Origin of the sequence: Nocardiopsis sp. NPDC050513, from assembly GCF_044457925.1 — a bacterium.
GTDB lineage: Bacteria > Actinomycetota > Actinomycetes > Streptosporangiales > Streptosporangiaceae > Nocardiopsis.
The window spans coordinates 75,211-91,706 of record NZ_JBITHK010000012.1; the positions used below are offsets into that span (position 1 = coordinate 75,211).

Below are 16,496 nucleotides of genomic sequence, written 5' to 3' on the forward strand. Positions count from 1 at the left end.
ATCGGACGCGGTCGGTATGCTCGCCGCATGCCCGATCCCCTCCTCCGTCGCGTGAGGACGTCGGCGACCGGTTTCGGTACGCTCACCGACGGCCCCGCCGAGCGGATCCCGCGCGGCGACCGCCGTCGAAGGACCGTGTGACCCCCAACCAAGAAACGGGCCGAAGGTGAACGACCCCCAGATCCAGGACGGACCGGGCGCGGAACACGACCGCACCGGACGCGTCGTCGGCGACTTCCGACTGGTGCGCTCACTCGGGCGCGGCGGATTCGGAGAGGTGTTCCTGGGCCAGGCCCCGGACGGCACCCGCGCCGCCGTGAAGGTGCTGCACGCCAGCTGGGCGGGGGACGCCGAGATGCGCCGCCGCTTCACGGCCGAGGTCGAGCAGGCGCGGCGGGTGAGCGGCTTCTGCATCGCCGCGATCCTCGACGCCGATCCCGGGGCCGCCGAACCGTGGATCGCCACGGAGTTCATCGACGGGCCCACCCTGCACGACGCGGTGGCCGACGCGGGCCCGCGCACCGGTGTGGAGCTGCACCGCCTGGCGGTCTCCACGGCGACGGCACTGGCGGCCGTCCACGCGGCCGGGGTCGTGCACCGGGACCTGAAGCCGGAGAACATCATGCTCGCCCCGGACGGGCCGCGGGTGATCGACTTCGGCATCGCCAAGGCCGTGGAGTCCACCTCGGTCACCGCCAGCGGGGTCATCGGGACCATCGGGTACATGGCTCCCGAACAGCTGGAGGGGGCCCGGCTCACCTCCGCCGTGGACATCTTCGCGTGGGGCTCGGTGATGGTCTACGCCGCCACGGGACACGAGGCCTTCCCCGGCCCCACCCAGGCCTCCCGCATCGCCCGGATCCTCAGCGCCGAACCCGAGCTCGGCGCCCTCACCGGCGTCCTGCGCGACATCGTCCGCTCCTGCCTGGACAAGGACCCCGCCCGCCGGCCGGACGCCGCGACCCTGCTCAACCAGCTCGTTTCGGCGCCCGGCGACGGCTCCCGGCCCGCCCCGCCGCCCGCCCTCCCCGAGGCGCCGGCCGACGCGGCCACCCGGGTCGGCGTGGACCGGACGCGGATCGACGCCGGCGCCGCTGCCCCGGTCGATCCCACGCGCGTCGAGCGGCCCGTCCCGGTCGACCCGACCCGCGTGGAGCCGCCCGTGCCGGTGGACCCCACCCGCGCCTACACCCGGCTCGCCCCCGGCGCTCCCGCGCCCGCGACCGGCCCGAACACCGGCGCCGCCCGCCCGCCGAGCGCACCGCACCACGACGGCGTGCCCCCGTACCACTTCGTCGGCGTCCGGTTCACCGACACCCGCTCCCTGGCCACGGCCATGCAGCAGAACTGGAACGCCGCCGTCCGCGTCTTCAGCGACCCGCAGGAACGCGCGGCCCTCGGCGCCTGGATCATGGACGACCTCGGCGACGTCTCGGTGGACCGCTCCCTGTTCCGCCGCCAGATCAACGACGCCAACCTGGCCATCGCCTCGTTCATCGCCCAGCTGTGCCCCGAGCTGCCCCCGGTCTTCCGCGGTCGCGGCGTCACCCCGGCGGAACTGGGCGGCCTGTTCCAGGACCCCCGGCCGCTGTTCACCGGTGCGCCGCTGGCCAACGAGATGGCGCTGCTCGCCCGCCCGGACGTCCTGCGCGTCATGGACGCCCACCAGAGCCCCGAGCCCGGCCGCCTCCGCCAGCTCGCCGACCACCTGGAGGAGGCCGAACGCGCCGGGATCGGCCTCCACCGCCAGCTCGTCGACCAGCTGGCCGGATGGCGCTCGGCCCGCGCCGAGGCCAACCCGGCGCTCATCCTCACCTTCCTGCTCCACCCGGAGCGGATGGTGCGGCCCGACACCGGCGGCGACAGGGAGCTGTCCGACTGGGTCGACATCCTGTGGAGCCGCGTCGAGGCCAGCCCGCTGCCCGCCAACGCGGGATGCGCGGCCGTGGTCTACGGTTCGATGGCCACGATGCGCGCGCTCGCCCACCAGCAGCGCGACTGGGAGGGGCGGTTCGCCGAGGCGCAGGGCACGCACCAGACCCTGGTGAGCAGGACCGGTCTCCAGGTGCGGCTGCACACCGCCGTACGGTTCGCCCGGTACGCGATCTTCGGACTTCCGGTCGGGGCGGGCCTGGCCGTCGCCGAGGGCATGACCGGAACCGACTACGCGCCGGACTGGATCGCCAACCTGCTCATCTGGGTCGGCATCGTCGGCGCCGTGGCGGCGGTCGTCTCCGGCGCGGCACTGCGGGTGCTCTGCGGCGGCGCCGCCCGGCGTGCCCGCCGGGTGTGGGAGCTGCAGCAGTCCACCGCGCGGCTGCCGGAGCTGACCTCGGGGGTGCGGCGCATCCGAGGAGACCTGGACCAGGCACGCAGGATCTGCGCCTCCTGACCCTCCCCCTCCGGGGTGTCGCGCTGACGCGTCCGGTCTCCATGGCGCATCATCGTGGTGCGGCGGCGGCACGGCCGCGCGGCGGACACGGCGGGGGAGGGGACCGTGGGCGACCGCAGTCCGAACCTCGGCCTGTTCCTGCTGTTCGTGGCGTTGCTCCAGTTCGGGTACCCGCTGACGCTGCACGGGCCGGGCTGGACCGCGCTGTACATGATGCTCTACGCGGGGATGATCGCCTTCGGCCTGCTCGTCGTCCGCGGCGAGCGCGACCGCGTGCTTCCGGTCCTGGTCATCGGCGTCGTGCTGTCGTTCTTCGGCGTGTGGGCGGCCGTCGACCCGGAGCACGACGTGGCGCTCCTGGGCCTGTTCGCCACGGTCTGCGCCTTCCAGATCGGCGTCGTCTACTCGCTGCTCAAGTTCGTCTACCGGCGCGGCGGGGCGCACAGTCTGGACCTCATCCTGGCCGCCGTCAGCGTCTACCTGCTCATCGGGGGCGTGTTCGCCGCCGTGTTCAGCGCGGTGGAGATCCTCGCCCCCGGCAGCTTCGTCGACACCACCCACCCCGAGGGACCGATGCGCTGGCAGCGGTTCATGTACTTCTCGTACGTCACCCTGGTCACGCTGGGCTACGGTGACATCGTGCCCGCGGGTCCGTGGGTCCGCTCCCTGGCTGTCGTGGAGTCCGTGGTCGGCACGCTGTACCTCACCACCGTCATCGCCCGGCTGGTCGGTGTGTACGTGGGGGTCCCCTCCCGCGGACACGGGGACGGCGCGTCGGGCTGAGGACGGGTCGGCGGCCTCAGCCCGGGCGCGTGAGCGCGTCGTCCGGCCCGTCGGCCCACGGTCGCGGGGCGGCGGGGGTCGCGAGCGCGTCGAGCCGGGCGGCGAGGGCCTTCCTGGCCGTGGCGTAGGGCGTGGTCAGGTCGTCCTCCAGCAGGGACAGCGCGTTGGCCGTGTCCACGAACGCGTGCACCTCGAAGGCGAGGAGCGCGGTGTCGGTGTCCCGTGCCAGCTCACCCAGTTGCCGGGCGTCCTCCGCGGTGCGGACGATGAGCGCGCGCCACGCGTGCTGCGCCTTGACCAGGGAATCGCGCACCCGGCCCGGCCGGGACTCGAACTCGGCGGTCACGGTGTAGAAGAAGCAGCCGCCGGAGAACACGCGCTCGCGCGAGTAGGCGAGCTTGTTCGCGCACAGCCGCCACAGGCGGCCCACACCGGGGGGCGCCTCCATGGCCTCGCGCACCACGTGGTCGTGGTAGATCCTGCTGGCCGCGCGGACGGCGGCGAGCTGGAGCTCCTCCTTGGAGCCGAAGTGCGCGAACACCCCGCTCTTGCTGATCCGGAGCTCCTTGGCCAGCCGGCCCAGGGACAGGCTCTCCAGCCCCTCCTCCGACGCGATGTCCACCGCGCGCCTGAGCACCGCCCGGCGCGTCTGCTCGCCCCGCAGGATCCGGCCGTCGGTGCTGGTGGTCATGGTCGGCGCCTCCACGGACGTCGCGGGAGCGAACGGTCGGTCGATGATCTGGCCAGGATACCTACCACTTGACGGACCGGTGATGGCAAACAAATAATACGACCGTTCGTATTGTTTTCTTCCTCCACCAGGAGCCCACCGTGGACACCGCCCCTCTCCTCGGCGCCGCCCTCAACGCGGTCGCCCTTCCCGCTCCCCGCCTCGCCGGCGCCCTGGCCCGCAGGGCGTGGGCCCGGCCGCCGCGGCCCCGCCCGGTCTCCCCGGGCGCGCTCGACCTGCACCGGAGGGCGCGCACGGCACAGCTCGCCGTGGACGGCTGGGACGTGGCCGCCTACGCCTGGGGCGACGGCGAACGCCCGGTCCTGCTCGTCCACGGCTGGGGTTCGCGCGCCTCCCACCTGGTGCCGATCGCGCGGCGCCTCCTCGACCTCGGGTACAGCCCCGTCGCCTGGGACGCCCCGGGCCACGGCGCCACGGGCGGTCGCGTGGGCACGATCCTCGAAGCCCGCAGGATCATGGAGCTGCTCCAGGCACGCCACGGTCGGTTCCACGCCGTCGTCGCCCACTCGTTGGGGGCGCCGTTCGCCGTCCACGCCCTGTACGGGGGACTGGCGGCCGACCGCGTCGTCCTGCTCTCTGGCATGGCCGACTTCGCGTTCGTGACCGGCGGCTTCGAGTCCGCCCTCCGCCTGCGGCCGCGGACCTCACGGGCGTTGCGGGCATCGATCGAAGGGCACTACTTCGGCGGGGACGCCACCGCGTGGAAGCGCTTCTCCACCACGTACGGGGCGGACGCGCTCACCCACCCGGTGCTCCTGCTGCACGACGAGGACGACCCCGTCGTCCCGGTGGAGCACTCCCGGCGGGCGCGCGAGGCCTTCGGCGACCGGGCGCGGTTGGTCACCACCACCGGCCTGGGCCACAACGGCCTGCTGAAGGATCCCGAGCAGATCGACCGCGTGACCGACTTCGTCCGGGGCGCGGACCTTCCCGCGCGCGCCAGCGGCGACTGAACCCCGCGCCGACCACCCCTCAGCCCGTGGGCGCACCGGTTCCCGAGTTGTCCACGACCAGGTCCGCGTGCTCCCGGGGACGGTGCTCGGCGTGGAACTCCTCCTCCTGCCGCGCCCACAGGGCCCGGTAGGGCGCGTACAGGGCCGCGTCCCCGCGCCGGTCCAACCGGCGGGCCCGTTCCGCGTCCGTCGCGGCCACCCAGACCAGGAGGTCGAGGCGGGGGCGGACCGGGGCGGCCCCGCAGCCGCACCCCTCGACGACGAGCGTGCCCGCGCCGTCCGCCAGGGGCGGGGGCAGCGGCGTCCACTCCTCTCCGAAGCGGCCGAGTTCCCAGTCGTAGCGCCGCCAGGCCACGGGTGCGCCGCGCGCGATCGGCTCCAGGACCCACTCCCGCAGGAACCGGTGGGCGAGCGACAGCCCCTCCCACCCCGGATAGAGGTCCTCCATGGTCAGTACGGCCGAGGGCTCGCCCGCCCGGTCCAGCGCGGCGACCAGCCGCGCGGCCACGGTGCTCTTTCCCGATCCCGACCGGCCCTCGACCGCGACCACGCGCGGCCGCCGTTCCGGTGCGCGGGACAGCACGGCCGAGGCCAGGCGGTTCTCCCACCCGTCGTCGCCGGTCCGGACACTCTCTGCTGGCACATCCAGGAGGGTAGCCGTGGGCCCGAGTTCTCGCTTGCGTTCAATCCTTGTAGCATGCCTCACAGCAGCGCTCGGCGCTGCGGCATGCACCGATCACGAGGGGGAACCGGGTGACCGACACCACCGTGACGCCCGGGTCCCAGTCCGCCCTGCGTCAGGCCAACGAGCGCCGCGTGGTGGACGTGCTGCGCCGGGACGGCACGCGCACTCAGGCCGAACTGGCCCGCGCCACCGGTCTGTCCGCCGCGAGCGTGTCCAACATCGTGCGCGGCCTGCGCGCGGCGGGCACGGTCTCGGTCCGGGACACCGCCTCCAACGGACGCCGGGCACGGGCGGTCACCCTGCTGCGCCCGCCGGGCACGGTGCTGGCCGTCGACTTCACCGCGGACCGCGTCGCGGTCGGCGTGGGCGACAGCGACGGCAACCTCCTGGCACGCGAGGAGATCGGCTACGACGTCGCCGCCGACCCCGCGCGGAGCGTGCGCCGGGCCGCCTGGCTGGCCGAGACCACCCTCCAGCGCGCGCGGATCGACCTGCGCACGGTGTCCTCGGCGGTCGCCTCGGTCCCCGGTCCCCTCCATCCCGGCACCGGCGAGGTGGGCGCCATCTCCTGCGTGCCCCGCTGGTCGGGTTTCCGTCCCGCCGAGGCCCTGGCCGAACGGCTCGGCGTTCCCGTGGCGGCGGAGAACGACGCCAACCTCGCCGCGCTGGCCGAGGGAAGGCGCGGTGCGGGGGAGGGCGCCGAGAACCTGATCCACCTCGTGATCGGGGAGGGCGTGGGCGCCGGGATCGTCCTGTCCGGCGAGCTGTTCCGGGGCGCGGGCGGCACCGCGGGCGAGATCGGGCACATCGCGCTCGACCCGCGCGGTCAGGTGTGCCGGTGCGGCAACCGCGGCTGCCTGGAGACGTTCGTGGGCGCGAGTTACCTGCTGGACATGCTGCCGCAGAACTCCGAGGTGAACCGGGGCCCGGGCGGCCCCCGGGTGACCGGCCTCGTCGCCGCCGCGCTCTCGGGCGACCTGGGCTGCCGACGCGTCATCGCCGAGGCGGGATCAGCGCTGGGGCAGGGCATGGCCATCGTCGCCAACCTGTTCAACCCGGACCGGGTCACCCTGGGCGGCGGTCTGGCCGAGGCCGGCGACCTGCTGCTGGAGCCGATGCGGCGGGCGATGGAGCTCGGTTCCCTGGGCAGCGCCCTGGAGGATCTGACCCTCGTGTCCGGCTCGCTCGGCCGGGACGCGTCCCTGTACGGGGCGCTGTGGACGGCGTCGCGCGTCGCGCGCTGACCCCGTCGCCACCCTTCCCGCCACCCTCCGTTTGCCTTCACGCGTACCGTGGACACTGTCGTGCCTCCCGTGTACCGCGAGGTCAGAGCGGGTGGCGCGGCTTGAACGCGGATCGGTCCGCGTATCCTTCACACGATGTCACACGCGCTGTTCACCGCTCTGACCTGGGCTTTTGATGTCTTTAACTGGTGAACACAGCACTCGTAATGTTTCAGTTATGTGTTCATGAGTTGACGACAAGCTGTCGGTGGGGTTCTACTTCACAGCATCACTCGCGAGTTCCCACCACCGATCCCCCGTCCAGAGAGGCACCCCGCGTTGAGCACACGACGCACCTTCACCCGACGAGCGGCCACCCTGGCCCTCCCCGCGGCCACCGCCGCGTTCGCCCTGCTCGTCTCCGGCTGCGGTTCCCTCACCACCACCGGTGGCGAAACCGAGCGCGAGACGCACAGCCTGGAGGAGGGCTTCCACGTCGGCCTCCTCCTGCCCGAACTCCAGACCGCCCGCTACGAGGCCTTCGACCGTCCCTACTTCGAGGAGGCCCTCGCGGAGCTGTGCCCCAACTGCGAGCTCTCCTACGCCAACGCCGACCAGGACGTGGACGAGCAGCAGACGCAGGCCCAGGCCATGCTGACCGACGGCGTCGACGTGCTCGTGCTCGGCGCGGTCGACTCCCAGGCGGCCGCCGGAACCGTGAACGAGGCCCAGTCCCAGGGTGTGCCCGTCGTCGCCTACGACCGCCTCGCCCAGGGCGGCGTGGACATGTACGTGTCCTTCGACAACGTCCGCGTCGGCCAGGTCCAGGGGCAGGCGCTCCTGGAGGCGATCGAGCAGGAGGGCACCGCGGGCGACGGCCAGATCGTCATGATCAACGGCTCGCCCACCGACCCGAACGCCGCCGACTTCAAGGCGGGCGCCCACGAGATCCTGGACGGCCAGATCGAGATCGGCCAGGAGTTCGACACTCCGGACTGGTCGCCCGACCAGGCCAACAGCCAGATGGAGGGCGCCATCACCTCCCTGGGCGTGGACGAGATCATCGGCGTCTACTCCGCCAACGACGGCATGGCCTCGGGCATCATCTCCGCTCTGCGCAGCGCGGGCGTCGACACCGAGGACCTGCCGCCCGTCACCGGCCAGGACGCCGAGCTGCACGGCATCCAGCGGATCATCGCCGGTGAGCAGTACATGACCGTCTACAAGGCGATCCGCCCCGAGGCCGAGATCGCCGCCGCCATGGCGGTCGCCCTGGCCACCGGCCAGGACCTCGACGCGGGCGAGTACACCCTCACCGACGTCGAGGACGCCGACGGCGAGCCCGTCCCGTCCGTCCTGCTCGAACCGATCGCGGTGACCGAGGAGAACATCGGCGACACGGTCGTCTCCGACGGTTTCTACTCGATCGAGGAGATCTGCACCGACGACTACGCCGACACCGAGTTCTGCCAGGAAGCCCTGTAGGTCCACGGCGCGACGTCCCGACGGCGGGCGGGCCGGGGCCGACCGGCCCGCCCGCCACCGGGGCGAGGAAAGAGACACCAGCACCATGAGCACACCCGTCCTGGAACTGTCCGGGATCTCCAAGACCTTCGGGGCCGTCCGCGCCCTCAGCGAGGTCGACTTCCACGTCGCGGCCGGAGAGGTCGTCGCCCTGCTCGGTGACAACGGAGCGGGCAAGTCCACCCTGGTCAAGGTGATCGCCGGGGCCCACCCCGCCGACCACGGCGGGACCATCGCGTGGGACGGGCGACCGGTCAGCATCGGCTCGCCCTCCGACGCCCAGCGGCTGGGCATCGCGACCATCTACCAGGACCTCGCCCTGTGCGACAACCTGGACATCGTCGCCAACCTGTTCCTCGGCAACGAACAGCTGCACTTCCCGGGCACCCTCGACGAGGTGGCCATGGAGAGCCGGGCCCGGGAGCTCCTGGACTCCCTCTCGGTGCGCATCCCCGACCTGCGCATCCCCGTCTCCGCCCTGTCCGGGGGGCAGCGGCAGATCATCGCCATCGCCCGCTCCCTGCTGGGCCAGCCCCGCGTCGTCATGCTGGACGAACCGACCGCCGCGCTGGGCGTCGCCCAGACCGCCCAGGTGCTCGACCTCATCGAGCGGCTGCGCGACCAGGGCCTGGGCGTGGTGCTGATCAGCCACAACATGGCCGACGTCCGCGCGGTCGCCGACCGTGCCGTGGTGCTGCGGCTGGGCCGCAACGCCGGGGACTTCCCCATCGCGGAGACCAGCTACGAGGAGATCGTGGCCGCCATCACCGGCGCCACCGACAACCCGGTCACCCGCCGCTCCGAACGCACTGGCGCCTCCGCCGTGGCCACGAAGGACCACTGATGACCCAGCAGACACACCTCACCCACGAGGACACCGCCACGGAAGCGGCGCCCACCGAAGCCGCGCGCGACCCCCGCCTGCTCGTCACCGCGGCCTCCCCGCGCGGCTGGATCCAGGCCCTCCGACGCAACGTGCGCGGCGGCGAGCTCGGCCCGGTCCCCGTCATCGTCGGGCTCATCCTCATCGCCGTCGTCTTCCAGTCGCTCAACGACCGGTTCCTCTCGCCGCAGAACCTGTCCAACCTGACCGTGCAGATCGCCGCGATCGGCCTCATGACCACCGGCGTGATCATGGTGCTGCTGCTCGGCGAGATCGACCTGTCCATCGGCTCCGTCGCAGGCCTGTCCGCCGCCGTGCTCGCGGTGCTCGCCGTACGCCACGGGGTCAACGAGTGGCTGGCGATCCTGGCCGCCCTCGGCGTCGGCCTCCTGATCGGGCTCCTGCACGGAGTGATCTTCGCCAAGGTGGGCGTACCCGCCTTCGTCGTCACCCTGGCGGGCCTCCTGGGCTGGCAGGGCACGCACCTGTACCTCATGGGCAGCGACGGCACCATCAACACCAGCTCCAGCGGTCCCATCGCCCTGCTGACCCAGACCTACTTCGTCCCGTTCCTGGGCTGGGTCATCGTCGCCGCGACTCTGGCCCTGTACCTGGTGTCCGTCCTGACCGCCGAGCGCCGCAGGCGCCGGTCCGGCCTGCCGCACCGCGCGCCGGCCGAGGTCCTGGCGCGGACCGCGCTGCTGGCGCTCCCGCTGACCGGCGGCGTGTGGATGCTCAACCAGTACAACGGGGTCCCGCTGGCCTTCCTCATCTTCGTCGGGTTCGTGGTCCTGCTGGACCTGGTCCTGCGCAAGACCCGCTACGGGCGCATGGTCTACGCGGTCGGCGGCAACGCCGAGGCGGCCCGGCGCGCGGGCGTCAACGTGGACCTCATCCGCGTGTCGGTGTTCGGCATCGCGTCCGTGCTGGCGGCGCTCGGCGGGATCATGCTGGTCTCGCGCAACTTCGCGGCCAGCGTGTCCACCGGCGGCGGGGCCGAGCTGATGATGGCCATCGCCGCGGCGGTCATCGGCGGGACCAGCCTCTTCGGCGGTCGCGGCAACGCCTACTCCGCCCTCCTGGGCGGCCTGGTCCTGGGCGCGATCACCTCCGGCCTGCTGCTGCTCCAGATGGACACCTCGGTCCGGTTCATGATCACCGCGGCGGTCCTGCTGATCGCGGTCATCCTGGACGCGGTCTCCCGGCGCGGTCGCAAGACCCACGCCCGGGGCGGCGCCTAGCGGACGGGGCGGGCGCCGGTCCGGTCGCGCGTCCTCGCCCCGTCTCCCTCCGGGCGGCCCCCTCCACTCCCGGCCGCCCCGACCCCGGTCCGGACCTCCCGCCGGACCGGGGTCCTCGCGTGTGCGCGGGTGACCCCGGCGCCGTGCGCGGAACCCGGACCCGGACGGGACCCGGGCGCGGCCGCTGTTACGTTCGTCGCGACCGACCGGCGCGTACCCCAGGGGGAAGAGCATGCGAAGGATCCTCGTCATCGGAGCGGGCCCGTCGGGCCTCCAGCTCGGCATCGGCCTGCTCGCCGAGGACTACGACGTGACGCTGGTCAGCCCGCGCGGCCCGGAGGAGCTGCGCGCGGGCCCGGTGCTGTCCACCCAGTGCCTCTTCGGGCCCGCCCTGCGCCGCGAACGGCGCCACGGGCTGTCCCTCTGGCACGACCGCGCGCCGCGCATCGAGGGGGTCGGGGTCAGGGTCACGGGAACGGCGGACCCCGACGTGTCCTGGGTCGGCCGGTTGGACGAGCCCGCGCAGTCCGTCGACCAGCGGCTCAGCCTCTCCGCGTGGCTGGAGCGGTTCGTCCGCGACGGCGGCCGGTTCCTCCGCCGCCGCGTCACGGTCGGGGAACTGGAGGACCTCGCCCGCGACCACGACCTCACCGTCGTCGCCGCGGGACGGGGCGAGACGGCCCGGATCTTCCCGCGGGACGCCGCACGCGCGGCCTCCGACGTTCCCCGGCGCACTCTGGCGGTCGCCTACGTCACCGGCGCCGACCCCCATCCCGCGGGCGCCGTCCTCAGCCGCACCGCGCTCCCCGGGGTCGGGGAGGTGATGGTCCTGCCCACGTACTCGCTGGCCGGGCCGTGCCACGCGGTGATGGTCGAGGCCGTGCCGGGAGGGCCGATGGACCGTCCCACGGCCCCCGACGCGCCCGCCGAGGAGGTGTTCGACGGACTCTCGGACCTCCTGCGCGAGCACGCGCCCTGGGAACACGAGCGCTTCGCCCGGGCCCGGCCCGCCGACCCCGGAGCCACCCTGCGCGGCGCCTACGCCCCGGTGGTCCGCGAGCCCGTCGCCCGCCTGCCCCGCGGCACCGCGGTGCTGGGCATGGCCGACACCGTGGTCACCAACGACCCCGTCACCGCGCAGGGGGCGAACATGGCCTCCCTGTGCGCCGACGTCTACCGCCGCGCGATCGTCGACCACGGCGCCCGGCCGTTCGACGAGGCCTTCATGCGCCGGGCCTTCGCCTCGTACTGGCGGCAGGCCCGGCACGTGACCGCGTGGAGCAGGGTCATGCTCTCCGGGCCCCGGCACGTGTGGGAGCTCTTCCGGCTGGCCGGTGAGCACCAGCCGACCGCCGACCGGTTCGCCGACTCCTTCAGCGACCCGAGCGGCCTCATCGACTGGTTCCTGCACCCCGAGCGGGCCATGGAGTACACCGACGACGTGCGCAGGCGCGCGCACGCCTGGTGATCCCATGAACCGACCTGCCAATCCCGACCGGATGGGTCGACATATAGCGTCTGCCCCTGATGAACACAGCGCTCCTGGAACCCGTCTCCCTCGGGCCGCTCGGCGCCGCGGACACCTGGGTCTTCGTCCTGCTGGCCGGATCGGCCGTCCTCGCGGGGGCGGCCGTGCAGAGCACGGTCGGACTCGGCCTCGGGCTGGTGGCGGCGCCGGTCGTCTCCCTCCTGGACCCGACGCTCATGCCGGGGTCGATGCTCATCGCCGCGGTCCTGCTCCCGCTGTTCACGCTGGTCCAGGAGTGGCGGCACGTGGACTGGAGGGGGGTGGCCTGGGGGCTGCCCGCCCGGATCCCGGGGACGGCGGCGGGCGTGTGGGTCGTCGCCACCCTCCCGCCCCGGGCGCTGGCCGGGCTGGTCGGCGCCATGGTGCTCACGGCGGTGGCGCTGTCCGTGTGGTCCTTCCGGGTGCGGATCAGCCCGGCCGCCCTCGTCGTCGCCGGGTGCCTGTCCGGGTTCGCGGGCACCGCGACGTCGGTCGGCGGCCCCCCGATGGCGCTGCTCTACCAGTACGAGCCGCCCTCGCGGGTGCGGGCCACGCTGGCCGCCTTCTTCCTGCTCGGGGCGACCGTCTCGCTCGCCGCGCTCGGGCTGGGCGGGCAGTTGGACACCCGGACGGCCGTCGTCGGCGTCGCCGCGATCCCGTTCGTCGGCGCGGGCTTCGCGCTGGGCAACGTGGTGCGCCGCCGGATCGACGCGGCGCGGCTGCGCGTGGCGATGCTGTGTGTGGTCACGGTCTCGGCGATCGGCCTGCTCACGAGGGCCGTCCTCGGTTAGCGTCGGTGGAGGAGGGGCAACGGCACACTCCGGAGCGAGTAATGTACCCGGAAAAACCGTGTGGGGCCGGTGTCCGCGCACGCGCCGCCGACCCGGAGCCCTCCGGGGGCGCAGGCGGCTCCGACCGGGCACGCCGACCCGTTCGCGTCCCGGGTGCGACCCGTGGACACGGGCTCATAGACTCGGGTATGTATACCTGCCGGTAGCCAATTCCGGGCCAGGCCAGCGGCCAAAGACGGCAAACTCACGCGGACACGTTGGACGAGGGGACTGACGAGACAGTGGCACTGTTCGAGTCGATACACAATCCGGAAGCTCTCAAGAAGCTCCCGGCCGACCAGCTTCCAACGCTGGCGCGGGAGATCAGAGACTTCCTGGTCGACTCCTGTGCGCAGACCGGCGGCCACCTCGGCCCCAGCCTCGGCGTCGTCGAACTGACCATCGCCCTGCACCGGGTCTTCGACTCGCCCAAGGACCCCATCCTCTTCGACACCGGTCACCAGGCCTACGCGCACAAGGTGCTCACCGGCCGCCACGACTTCACCGACCTCAAGTCCGAGGGCGGCCTGTCCGGGTACCCGTCCCGGGCCGAGTCCGAGCACGACTTCATCGAGAACTCGCACGCCTCCACCGCCCTGTCCTACGCCGACGGCATGGCCAGGGCCAACGAGGTCAGGGGCCGCGACGACCGCACCGTGGTCGCCGTGATCGGCGACGGCGCCCTCACCGGCGGCATGGCCTGGGAGGCGCTCAACAACATCGCCGAGAGGAAGAACCGGCGCCTGGTCATCGTGGTCAACGACAACGGCCGCTCCTACTCGCCCACCCGGGGCGGGATCGCCGACCACCTGGCCTCGCTGCGCCTGACCCCCGGCTACGAGCAGGCCCTGGACCTGGCGAAGAGCACGCTCAACCGGACGCCCGTCGTCGGCCAGCCGCTGTACGAGGCCCTGCACGGCCTGAAGAAGGGCGTCAAGGACGCGCTCCAGCCGCAGATGATGTTCGAGGACCTGGGGCTGAAGTACCTCGGCCCCATCGACGGGCACGACGAGCCCGCCCTGGAGAAGGCGCTGCGCCGCGCCCGCGACTTCGGCGGACCCGTGATCGTCCACTGCATCACGCAGAAGGGCAAGGGCTACGCCCCCGCCGAGAACCACGACGAGGACCAGTTCCACGCCCCCGGCCCCTTCGACGTCGACACCGGCCAGGCCAAACCCGGCCCCAAAGCCGAGAAGTGGACGTCGGTCTTCGGCGAGACCATGGTGGAGATCGGCGCCGAGCGCGAGGACGTCGTCGCCATCACCGCGGCCATGCTCTACCCCACGGGGCTGAACAAGTTCGCCGCCGCCTACCCCGACCGCTGCTTCGACGTCGGCATCGCCGAGCAGCACGCCGCCACCGCCGCCACCGGCATGGCCATGAACGGCCTCCACCCCGTGGTCGCCGTCTACGCCACCTTCCTCAACCGGTGCTTCGACCAGGTCCTCATGGACGCCGCGCTGCACCGGCAGGGCGTCACCTTCTGCCTGGACCGCGCCGGGGTGACCGGCAACGACGGCGCCAGCCACAACGGCATGTGGGACCTGTCGATCCTCCAGGTCGTGCCGGGTCTGCGCCTGGCCGCCCCGCGCGACGCCCAACGCCTGCGCCGCCTCCTGCGCGAGGCCGTCGCCGTCGAGGACGCCCCCACCGTCGTGCGCTACCCCAAGGGCGCGGTCGCCGAGCACCTCGACGCGATCGGCCAGGTCGGATCCATGGACCTGCTGCGCCGGGCCACCGAGGGCGGCCGCTCCAAGGACCTGCTCCTCGTGGGCGTCGGCAGCATGGCCCAGGTCGCCTGCGAGGTCGCCGACCGGATGGCCGACCAGGGCATCGGCGTCACCGTCGTCGACCCGATGTGGGTCAAGCCCCTGGACACGGCCCTGGTCGCCGAGGCGGCCGAGCACCGCGTGGTGGCGGTCGTCGAGGACAACGGCCGCACCGGCGCCGTCGGTGACGCCGTCGCCCGCCTCCTGCGCGACAACGACGTCGACGTGCCCGTGCGCACCTTCGGCATCGAGCAGGAGTTCCTCGACCACGCCAAGCGCGACCGCATCCTCGAACAGCAGGGCCTGACCCCCCAGGAGCTCTCCCGCAAGCTCACCGAGACCGTCTCCCGTCACACCGAGTCCGCCGCCGCCCCCGTGGCCGCGCCCTGACCGGAGGCCCGAGCCCGCCCGACCCCGCCGGATCCAGGCGAACGAGGGTGTCCCCGATGCGGGGACACCCTCCACGCGCACCCGGTGCGGGCCCCGGAACTGTCAGAATGGACCCATGACCGTTCCCGACCCCGACCAGCAGCGCACCGCCGAGCCGCTCCGGGTGGCGGTGATCGGATCCGGGCCGGCGGGCATCTACGCGGCCGACGCGCTCATCCGGCAGAGCCGCGTTCCTGTCCGGGTGGACGTCATGGACCGGCTGCCCACCCCCTACGGTCTGGTCCGCTACGGCGTGGCCCCCGACCACACCAAGATCAAGGGCGTGGCCCGCGCGCTGCGCAAGGTCCTGGAGCACCCGCACGTGCGCTTCGTCGGCGGGGTCGAGTTCGGGACGACCCTCACCCGTGCCCACCTGGCCCGCACGCACCACGCCGTGGTCTACGCGACCGGCGCCAGCGTCGACCGCCGACTGGGCGTCCCCGGCGAGGACCTGCCCGGGAGCGTCGCCGCCACCGACTTCGTCAACTGGTACTGCGGCCACCCCGACAGCGAACTGGAGCGGTTCGTCCTGGGCACGGAGGAGGTCGCCGTGGTCGGGGCGGGCAACGTGGCACTGGACGTGGCGCGCATCCTGGTCAAGACCGCCGACGAACTCCGGCACACCGACATCCCCCAGCCCGTCCTGGAGGCGCTGGCCGCCAGCAGCGTGCGCGTCGTCCACCTGCTGGCCCGGCGCGGTCCGCTCCAGGCGAAGTTCACCGCGCCCGAGCTGCGCGACCTGCTCGCCCTGCCGGACGTGGACGTGGTCGTGCCCGCCGACCAGGTCGACATCGACCCCGCCGACGTGGGCGGTCCCGCCCCCGAGATGCACCAGGTGGCCCGGGCGGCGCGCACCAACCTGCGGCTGCTGTCCGACCAGGCGCGGCGTGCCCCGCGCGGGTGTCCGCGTCGTGTCCGGCTGCACTTCTGGGTGCGTCCGGAGCGGATCCTGGGGACCGACCGGGTCACCGGTGTCCGGTTGGAGCACACCCGCCTGGACCCCGACGGGCACCTGGCGGGCACCGGGGAGACCACCGGACTCGACGTCGGGATGGTGCTCCGGTCGGTGGGGTACGCGGGGGTGCCGCTGCCCGGCGTCCCCTTCGACCCGGTCGAGCGGACGGTCCCGCAGGAGGCGGGCCGGGTGCTGGACACGGGAGGCCGCCCGGTCCCGGGCGACTACGTGGCCGGGTGGATCAAGCGCGGCGCCACCGGGGTGATCGGCACGAACAAGTCCGACGCCGCGGGAACCGTCCGCTCCCTCCTCGACGACGCGCCGACACTGCGCTCGGCCGCGCCGGACCTGGTCCCGTTGGAGGCGCTCCTGGACGGGCTGGGGATCGAGCACAGCGGGTACGGCGACTGGTTGCGCATCGACAGCGCCGAGGCCGAGCAGGCCGAACGGCTCGACCGCGGGGAAAGGGTCAAGCTGCACGGTTGGGGCGCCTACCGCGAGGTCATCGAGGGCGGATGAGCCCGGCCGGGCCCCGCCTCCGCCGCGGATCGTGCGGGGGCCCGGGCGCGGT

General features: G+C 73.2%; 13 protein-coding genes. 11 read left to right on the forward strand and 2 right to left on the reverse strand.

Annotated features, from left to right (window positions below; genetic code table 11):
• Positions 1-166: 166 nt before the first annotated feature.
• Both ACIBFB_RS20750 and ACIBFB_RS20755 read left to right on the forward strand, forming a co-directional pair.
• The gene (locus ACIBFB_RS20750) at positions 167-2,392 is read left to right on the forward strand and encodes a serine/threonine protein kinase (protein ID WP_397232501.1); all 2,226 of its coding nucleotides are present in this window, start codon (positions 167-169) and stop codon (positions 2,390-2,392) included.
• Between the two features lie 105 nt (positions 2,393-2,497).
• Positions 2,498-3,175 carry a potassium channel family protein gene (locus ACIBFB_RS20755; RefSeq protein WP_397232503.1) on the forward strand — a complete coding sequence of 226 codons (678 nt, stop codon included), beginning with the start codon at positions 2,498-2,500 and terminating at the stop codon, positions 3,173-3,175.
• A 16-nt stretch (positions 3,176-3,191) separates the two neighbouring features.
• Here the strand turns inward: ACIBFB_RS20755 and ACIBFB_RS20760 are convergent, their stop codons facing one another.
• Positions 3,192-3,866 carry a TetR/AcrR family transcriptional regulator gene (locus ACIBFB_RS20760; protein WP_397232505.1) on the reverse strand — a complete coding sequence of 225 codons (675 nt, stop codon included), beginning with the start codon at positions 3,864-3,866 and terminating at the stop codon, positions 3,192-3,194.
• 140 nt (positions 3,867-4,006) lie between these two features.
• Here ACIBFB_RS20760 and ACIBFB_RS20765 point away from each other — a divergent pair, with 140 nt between their 5' ends.
• Positions 4,007-4,879, forward strand: coding sequence for an alpha/beta hydrolase (locus ACIBFB_RS20765; protein WP_397232507.1), 873 nt, complete (start codon positions 4,007-4,009; stop codon positions 4,877-4,879).
• Between the two features lie 19 nt (positions 4,880-4,898).
• On the opposite strand, the gene ACIBFB_RS20770 is transcribed toward ACIBFB_RS20765, so the two are convergent.
• Positions 4,899-5,522, reverse strand: a complete 624-nt coding sequence (locus ACIBFB_RS20770; RefSeq protein ID WP_397232509.1) for a uridine kinase — start codon at positions 5,520-5,522, stop codon at positions 4,899-4,901.
• 110 nt (positions 5,523-5,632) lie between these two features.
• Between ACIBFB_RS20770 and ACIBFB_RS20775 the strand changes: the two genes are divergently transcribed.
• From ACIBFB_RS20775 to ACIBFB_RS20810, 8 genes are all read left to right on the forward strand, one after another.
• Positions 5,633-6,808 (forward strand): ROK family protein, encoded by a 1,176-nt coding sequence (locus tag ACIBFB_RS20775; RefSeq protein WP_397232511.1) that lies wholly within the window; start codon positions 5,633-5,635, stop codon positions 6,806-6,808.
• 318 nt (positions 6,809-7,126) lie between these two features.
• A complete protein-coding gene (locus ACIBFB_RS20780; protein WP_397232513.1) occupies positions 7,127-8,272 on the forward strand; it encodes a sugar ABC transporter substrate-binding protein in 1,146 nt (381 codons plus the stop codon).
• Positions 8,273-8,357: 85 nt separating this feature from the next.
• Positions 8,358-9,155: an ATP-binding cassette domain-containing protein gene (locus tag ACIBFB_RS20785; protein WP_397232515.1), complete on the forward strand. Its 798-nt coding sequence runs from the start codon at positions 8,358-8,360 to the stop codon at positions 9,153-9,155.
• Positions 9,155-10,435, forward strand: a complete 1,281-nt coding sequence (locus ACIBFB_RS20790; protein ID WP_397232517.1) for a sugar ABC transporter permease — start codon at positions 9,155-9,157, stop codon at positions 10,433-10,435. The genes ACIBFB_RS20785 and ACIBFB_RS20790 overlap by 1 nt, the downstream gene beginning before the upstream one ends.
• Positions 10,436-10,667: 232 nt before the next feature.
• The gene (locus ACIBFB_RS20795) at positions 10,668-11,903 is read left to right on the forward strand and encodes a styrene monooxygenase/indole monooxygenase family protein (RefSeq protein WP_397232519.1); all 1,236 of its coding nucleotides are present in this window, start codon (positions 10,668-10,670) and stop codon (positions 11,901-11,903) included.
• 59 nt (positions 11,904-11,962) lie between these two features.
• On the forward strand, positions 11,963-12,733 hold the full coding sequence (locus ACIBFB_RS20800; protein ID WP_397232521.1) for a sulfite exporter TauE/SafE family protein: 771 nt from the start codon (positions 11,963-11,965) through the stop codon (positions 12,731-12,733).
• A 281-nt stretch (positions 12,734-13,014) separates the two neighbouring features.
• The gene (dxs, locus tag ACIBFB_RS20805) at positions 13,015-14,931 is read left to right on the forward strand and encodes a 1-deoxy-D-xylulose-5-phosphate synthase (protein WP_397232523.1); all 1,917 of its coding nucleotides are present in this window, start codon (positions 13,015-13,017) and stop codon (positions 14,929-14,931) included.
• A 115-nt stretch (positions 14,932-15,046) separates the two neighbouring features.
• On the forward strand, positions 15,047-16,444 hold the full coding sequence (locus tag ACIBFB_RS20810; protein ID WP_397232525.1) for an FAD-dependent oxidoreductase: 1,398 nt from the start codon (positions 15,047-15,049) through the stop codon (positions 16,442-16,444).
• The last annotated feature ends 52 nt before the right edge of the window (positions 16,445-16,496 follow it).